Origin of the sequence: Pseudoalteromonas sp. S1727 (genome assembly GCF_005886375.1) — a bacterium.
In the GTDB taxonomy this organism is placed as follows: Bacteria; Pseudomonadota; Gammaproteobacteria; order Enterobacterales; family Alteromonadaceae; genus Pseudoalteromonas; species Pseudoalteromonas haloplanktis.
On the sequence record NZ_PNDT01000013.1, the window covers coordinates 23985 to 31789 of the forward strand.

Below are 7805 nucleotides of genomic sequence, written 5' to 3' on the forward strand. Positions count from 1 at the left end.
TTCTCCTATAAACGTTATATTAAACCAGCCACTTTACGGGCTTGGTCTAGGTCAAATTCTTTATCATTAATCTTTAAATAGCTACGATTTTCATCGCATACTACCGTTGCTTCAATTACACCTGGTAAAGCAACTAAACGAGAAGCAAGGGTTTGCGCTTGCTGCTCGTTACTTAATTCAGTCATTAAGCTTATCATTTTACTTCTTGGCGGGACTTGCATATTCCACGCAAGGATAAGCCATATTAACCCAACAACTGCGGCTGCGGCAAACACTGCTTGTGCTGTTGTTGATTGCGCAACGTAACCTCCTAAAATACCACCTAAAAATGCCCCAAAAAATTGCCCAGATGAAAATACTCCCATCGCCGAACCTTTTTGGTTTGCTGGTGAAAAACGCGATACTAATGCAGGCATAGTCGCTTCTAGAAAATTAAACGCCACAAAATAGGCCAACATACATAATGCCATACCTAAAATACTATCAACCCATAACGCCATTGCAGTCATACTCAGTATTAACAAAGCAATTGATGCGATAAAGGCCTGCTTTTCTTTTTCTTTACGAATGGCGATGATCATCATCGGCGCCATTAACAAAAAGCCAAAAATCAACACTGGGATATATATTTGCCAATGTGCTGATGCAACAAGGCCATTAGCAATTAATTGACCAGGTAGCGCCACAAAAATAGTGGTTAGGGTTAAGTGCAGCAACATAATCCCCACATCTAAACGTGCTAACTGTGGGTGTTTAATTAGTTTTTTAATATCTGTAAAGCTGGCTAGGGTATCGCCTTTGGGCGCTTTATTAACCGCTTTGGGTACTAAGAATAATATAATAAAAATACCAAGAATAGCCAGCGCTGCCGTCAACCAAAAAATTCCAGCAATACCCCAAGCCGCAGCGACCATAGGGCCTAGTAACATAGCAACAGCAAAGCTCATGCCGATACTCATACCTATAACAGCCATCACTTTTGGTCGTTGCTCATCACGGCTAAGATCGGATGCAAACGCCAGCAATGAACTGGCAATCGCCCCCATTCCTTGCAAAGCTCGCCCAACGGTTACCATTTGTAAAGAATCTGCGGTTGCAGCAATAACTGACCCTAGCGCAAACACACACAAACCACCTACAATAACTTTTTTACGGCCAATTTTATCTGATAGCCAACCCATAGGGATTTGCAACACCGCTTGCGTTAAGCCATAAGCACCAATCGCAATACCAATCCATAACGGTGAAAATCCAGCTAAATCTTGTCCGTAAATTGCCAGCACAGGCATTAACATAAATAAGCCAAGCATACGAAATGCAAACACACTCGCGAGCGATACTGCGGCGCGTTTTTCTCGTGAATTAAGTGAAGATGCTGTCATGATTCGCGTGTTCTTGCTGTCTATTAAAATTCGAGCAGGGATTCTAGCACAAGCTTAACAAGAAATAATCGTTTCAAACTGATGATTTTTTCATTGATCAAGGATTAATCTTGCTGCGTATTATGAGATACTCAGTAAATCAATTTGGTAATGAAACGAGATAGCATGGAAAACATTGAAGTCCGAGGCGCCCGCACGCACAATTTAAAAGACATCAGCCTAACCATTCCCCGTGATAAATTAATTGTTATCACCGGCCTATCTGGTTCAGGTAAATCGTCTTTGGCATTTGATACCTTATATGCAGAAGGGCAACGTCGGTATGTAGAATCTTTATCGGCTTATGCCAGACAATTTTTATCTTTAATGGAAAAACCTGATGTTGATCATATTGAAGGGCTGTCACCGGCAATTTCAATTGAGCAAAAATCAACGTCACATAATCCTCGCTCCACCGTTGGTACCATTACCGAAATTTATGACTATTTGCGTTTAATGTTTGCTCGGGTAGGTGAGCCACGTTGTCCTACTCACGATTTACCACTAGCAGCACAAACAATTAGCCAAATGGTCGATACTGTCTTGGCATTCCCTGAAGGTAGCAAACTGATGCTACTGGCTCCGGTAGTAAAAGAGCGTAAAGGTGAGCATGTTAAGTTATTAGAGCAGTTAGCCAGTCAAGGCTACATTCGCGCCCGTATTGATGGTGAAGTATGCGATCTTTCCGATCCACCGACCTTAGAGCTACACAAAAAGCACACCATCGAAGTGGTTGTAGACCGCTTTAAAGTAAAAGATGGCTTACAACAGCGTTTAGCTGAGTCGTTTGAAACCGCATTAGAGCTTTCTGCAGGTGTGGCTACCATAGCCTCAATGGATGATGCAAATGCTGAAGAATTATTACTGTCAGCAAACTTTGCCTGCCCTACCTGTGGCTACGCGATGACTGAGCTTGAGCCACGGTTATTCTCATTTAATAACCCTGCTGGCGCATGTCAAAGCTGTGATGGTTTAGGGGTAAGACAGTATTTCGATCCTAACCGCGTTATTCAAAACCCGGAACTCAGTTTATCTGGTGGGGCAATTAAAGGTTGGGATAAACGCAGCTTTTACTACTTTCAAATGCTGCAAGCGGTTGCTGAACATTATAAATTTGATTTGGAAGTGCCGTTCCAAGAGCTAAGTAAAGAGGCTAAAAAGATTATCTTAGAGGGCTCTGGCAGCACTAAAATTGCATTTAACTATCGCAACGATCGTGGTGATTTAATAACGCGTAACCATGAGTTTGAAGGCGTGCTCAATAATATGAACCGTCGCTATCGTGAGACTGAGTCAAACTCGGTACGCGAAGAACTCGCTAAATACCAAACCAGTCAAGCCTGCCCTAGCTGTAAAGGCTCTCGCCTTCGCCAAGAAGCACGTAGTGTATTTATAGGACAAACCAACCTGCCAGCAATAACCACCATGAGTATTGGTGAAGCCATGGACTTTTTTGAAGGTTTAAGCTTAACCGGCCAAAAAGGTCAAATTGCTGAAAAAATACTCAAAGAGATCCGCGACCGTTTATCGTTTTTAATTAATGTTGGTTTAAATTATTTATCTCTTGAACGCAGTGCTGACACTTTATCCGGTGGTGAAGCACAGCGTATTCGCTTAGCAAGCCAAATTGGTGCAGGTCTTGTTGGTGTAATGTATGTACTTGATGAACCTTCTATTGGTTTGCATCAGCGCGACAACGACCGCCTGTTAAAAACGCTTATCCATTTACGAGATCTCGGTAATACCGTAATTGTCGTTGAACATGATGAAGATGCGATACGCGCTGCCGATCACATTATTGATATTGGCCCTGGGGCTGGTGTGCATGGTGGCTATGTTATTGCTCAAGGTACGCGGGATGATATTTTAGCCAGTGAAAAATCAGTTACTGGGCAGTTCTTATCGGGTAAACGTAAAATTGAAGTGCCAAGCGTTCGGCATAAAGTTAACGACAAATGGCTAGAGCTATTTGGCGCGACAGGTAATAACCTCAAGAATGTTGATTTAAAAATTCCTTTTGGTTTGATGACTTGTATTACCGGCGTATCTGGCTCTGGTAAATCAACCCTTATTAACGACACCTTATTCAAGCTCGCGCATACCGAGTTAAATGGTGCAACCACCGCAGAAGCTGCGCCATATAAAGAAATTAAAGGCCTTGAGCACTTTGACAAAGTGATCGATATCGATCAAAGCCCAATTGGTCGTACACCGCGTTCAAACCCTGCAACGTATACGGGTATATTTACCGGTATTCGTGAGTTATTTGCCGGCACTCAAGAGTCACGTTCGCGTGGCTATAAAGTGGGTCGATTTAGTTTTAACGTTAAAGGTGGGCGCTGTGAAGCCTGCCAAGGTGATGGCGTAATTAAAGTAGAAATGCATTTTTTACCGGATGTTTATGTGCCGTGTGATGTCTGTAAAGGCCAACGCTATAACCGCGAGACGTTAGAAGTACAGTACAAAGGCAAAAACATTCATCAAGTGCTAGAGATGACCGTTGAAGACGCACACGACTACTTTGACAAAATCCCAGCGATTGCACGTAAGCTAAAAACCTTGATGGATGTAGGCTTGTCATATATTCGCCTCGGCCAAGCAGCTACCACACTCTCTGGTGGTGAAGCACAGCGAGTTAAACTTGCCCGCGAGCTATCCAAGCGTGACACTGGCAAAACCTTGTATATTTTGGATGAACCAACCACAGGCTTGCATTTTGCTGACATCGAGCAGTTGTTAGTTGTATTGCATCGCTTACGTGACCACGGTAATACCATTGTGGTGATTGAGCACAACCTTGATGTGATCAAAACCGCTGATTGGATTGTTGATTTAGGCCCTGAAGGTGGCGCGGGTGGTGGTGAAATTCTCATTGCAGGCACGCCGGAAGAAGTGGCTGAATGTGAGCGCTCACATACTGGTCATTACTTAAAGCCGCTTTTATAAGTTAGGAAAAATGTGCAACGGTATCTAAAAATAATCAAATGGCGTGCTAATAAACAGCTCAAGCAACAACACGCGAGTTGGCAAGTGCAAGCAAAGCGTATTTTTAAGCGCGGCCAAGCTATTTGGTTTAATTTAAGTACCGCACAAAAACTGTATTTACTCGCATTGGCCAGCCTCGTTGTGTTGCAATCAGGTTGGCTTTGCACGGCCTTGAGTATTATTGCTTTAATCGTTGAGTTTTGGCCTAAGTTTAATCATCTCTGGCATTCACTTGCCGGTAAAGCACTGATACTAATTTTTTACGCAACGATAGCCAACTTTGTGCTCGCCAGCGCTAGCGGTATTGTTAACGAAGTCACTATGGTGTCGGCGAGCCAGTTAAATTACACTCATAATTTTGCAACCTTAATTTATTTACCGCCATGGGCACTGGGGATCACTCTTGCCACATTACTTGCCCTGCAATTACTTTTACCTCTGTATATTCTCGCCCTGTTGTTGATCAAACCTTTTGGTTCTGATCGCATCAAATTCATCACACAGAGTTATTCACCTTTATTAACAGCTCTACTGCGCTTCGTACTTGCAAGCGTGGTGATCCTAAATATATTTTCGTTTGTTGATGGTAAGCCCACAACCGAAGTTATTGATGATATAACAACCACCTTTTCTCAAAGTCAGCAATTATCTACCAAGCCAAAAGCACAACAAGAGCAAGCGATAGAGCAAATATCAGAAAAAATACAACAACAAACTGAGTCTGAACAAGAAACTGACAAGCAGCCGCTAATCACTCTCGACGCGACTTCAGAAGGCGATACCGATATTTCTAATGCTGTCTATTCTTTCCTTGATACTAAAGGCTATTTTGAACGCAGTAAGCGCCTAATCGCGATCTTTGCTTACAGTTTTGAAGCAAATAGCTACTCACGCTGTAAAAAATCCACAAATACCAAAGTTGTCGAATTAAATGATTACGAAATTGTCGAAATAGCCTTAGATAACAGCAAACCCTATGGCTATAGCTTTACAGTAAAAGCCTGTGACTCCGCAGGAATAAAGGCACCGCAGTAGCTAGCTACCAACCCAAAAAGTAAAGCCGCGCTTGTTAAATCAAGCACGGCTTTAGTTATATCTATATGTGTCAGGCAGCTAAATCCTACCAACTGACTAGTTTTATTTGTGTATCTTTCACATCTCGGCGATTGAATAGCAGCTCATTATTATCGGTGACATTAAAGGCAAACGACTTGAAATCAACATGCGTTTCTTCAAGTGCGTGGCTGGTTAAATTAAAGCGAGCTACTCGCGAGATACCATCACTAATATATAAATACTCGGCATTAATTGCATGAAACGAGGTACTACGGGCAGCATCAGGAAGCTGCCAACGTGTATCATCCGCAAGTCGGATCAGCTCATCGTTGGTGACAGCATAACTGCGCCCTTGGTTATCGTTAAGTAATGCATAAGGGGCAATATCATTACGCTTAGCCAATTCACGGGTTAACAAATTAAATTGCCATAATTGATAACGTTTATCCTGCTGTTCAATTAGCCATATTTGCTCGTTATTATCAGACCATGCGTAGCTTGCAACTTTTAATCCTTTTAACTCCGCTATGCTATGCAGCTTTTTCGCTTCAATATCAAAAAAGTTGAGCTGTTCATTAATTTTGAGTAATAAAAACTTGCCATTACTGGCCATTCTTACAAAACCAAAATCAGGCGTACCATGCTGTGCGGTGAAGTTACTTATTTGCACTTGTTGGTCACCTTGCTCGAGCCAAATTTGACCATTACCTGAGCGGCTAGAAATAAACAATGTGCTGGCTTGCTGTCCACTAAGCAGCGGCAATGCATTGTAGTTATTACCTTCTGATTGGTATAAATAATGCCCTTGCATCTGTGACGAAAATAAATCAGTGACTTTAAATATCGACAGCTGCTGGGTTTGTGCTGGCGAAAAGTAAAAACTATTAGCGGATTGAGCCGCTATATAATAAGCCGACAGGTAAGGTGATATTTCACGAACCGTATGGCTACCATCAACAACATTAATAGTCGTTAGGCGGTCATACTCTGAAACAAACACACGCTCTTCATTAGGTAGCCAATCAAATGCAAAGCTAATTCCTTTTGACTGCCCCTGAAAAAAGCGCTTTATCTCTGTCGTCTGTAAGTTGTAAGTAAAAAAGGAAAATGGCTGACCTTGCAATGATTGAATATAGCCTATGTATTTACCTGATGATGAAATACGCGGCATCAATACCCCATACAATATGTCAGAGCTTGGAACTAAAGTGGTTTCTTTCTTAGTGTGAGTGTTATAGCGTAAAAGCCCTGCGCCACCTTGCTTGTCTTTAAATTCACTGAAATATAAGAATGTACCACTTTCATCCAGTTGCGCATAACCGGTATAACGTAAGTCGCACTCACGAATAACCCGCCCCGCGGTAGGATTTAAAAAGTCACTAATATCAACCAGTACCATTAAGCATTGCTGCTCAGATAATTTTGTTGCCTGCAACAATACACTATGCTGCTTAAGCTGCCATGACAAAATAGAGACATTGAAGTCTTGGTAATGCAACTCTATTTCTCGTTGATCGGCGATACGCTTAACAAAGGCATGGGGTTGCTGAGTAGTTAAATCAGTATTACTGTAGGCCAAATATTGCTTATCAAAAGAAAGAACTGGCACCGCTTCTGCACCTACATTCCATGTGCTTGGAATAATTGTTGCGGTTGTTTTTATGATCTCACCTTGCTCAGGTGGATGCTGCTTTGTGTTGTTCATCACCAGCCAACTGACAATTACAGTAATCAGAACAAGTAACAACACGCCAGCAACTACGTAAAATTGTTTTGATTTAGTGTAACTTGTCGCTATTACTTGGCTACTAGTACTACTTTCTGCAAGCACCACAGGGGCAATTTCTGAGTCGCTCTTTATATCACTTACATTTGTCGCATTAAGACTTACCTCACGAACATGATCAATAGAGGTCATAGCGTTCGGCTGATGCTGTGGTTCATTTACAGCTAGTGGCGTGGCAACCACAGTCAAGCTATAACCTTTGCGATAATGAGTTTTTAATAATGGGGCTTTTTCAATAGGGTGAGAAAGTTGCTTGCGTAGCTCTGAGATTGCACGATTAATCGCATTGTCATCAACAAAACTTTGCTGCCAAACCTGCTCTACTAATTCTTGACGGGCAATGATCTGCTGAGGCTTACTAATAAAGTGCATTAGTAATTTAACAAGTAACGGATCTAACTCTCGTTCTATATTACCTGCAACAACCACACAACGGTTTTTAATAAATTGCCAAGGTCCGATTTGATAATTCATAAGGCTTATTTCTTTTTTTGTATCTACTAACCCTAGCACAGGGACGATTATTTATGTAGTTAAACCTTATATTGCAATATAAG

At 41.9% G+C, this 7805-nt stretch carries 4 protein-coding genes; 2 read left to right on the top strand and 2 right to left on the bottom strand.

The features are described 5' to 3' along the window. Positions 1–14: 14 nt before the first annotated feature. Entirely contained in the window at positions 15–1382 is a 1368-nt protein-coding gene (locus CWB85_RS05060; RefSeq protein ID WP_138554299.1) for an MFS transporter, read from the bottom strand. A gap of 165 nt (positions 1383–1547) precedes the next feature. Between CWB85_RS05060 and uvrA the strand changes: the two genes are divergently transcribed. Continuing rightward, complete coding sequence (uvrA, locus tag CWB85_RS05065) at positions 1548–4367, top strand: excinuclease ABC subunit UvrA (protein WP_016709519.1); 2820 nt, start codon at positions 1548–1550, stop codon at positions 4365–4367. A 12-nt stretch (positions 4368–4379) separates the two neighbouring features. After that, a complete protein-coding gene (locus CWB85_RS05070) occupies positions 4380–5441 on the top strand; it encodes a hypothetical protein (protein ID WP_138554300.1) in 1062 nt (353 codons plus the stop codon). A gap of 85 nt (positions 5442–5526) precedes the next feature. On the opposite strand, the gene CWB85_RS05075 is transcribed toward CWB85_RS05070, so the two are convergent. Beyond that, positions 5527–7722: a winged helix-turn-helix domain-containing protein gene (locus CWB85_RS05075; protein ID WP_138554301.1), complete on the bottom strand. Its 2196-nt coding sequence runs from the start codon at positions 7720–7722 to the stop codon at positions 5527–5529. Positions 7723–7805 lie beyond the last annotated feature (83 nt).

Bases quoted from the DNA above. Each gene is read 5' to 3' on its own strand.
- CWB85_RS05060 (WP_138554299.1), bottom strand. From the start codon at position 1,382: ATGACAGCATCTTCACTTAATTCACGAGAAAAACGCGCCGCAGTATCG.
- uvrA (WP_016709519.1), top strand. From the start codon at position 1,548: ATGGAAAACATTGAAGTCCGAGGCGCCCGCACGCACAATTTAAAAGAC.
- CWB85_RS05075 (WP_138554301.1), bottom strand. From the start codon at position 7,722: ATGAATTATCAAATCGGACCTTGGCAATTTATTAAAAACCGTTGTGTG.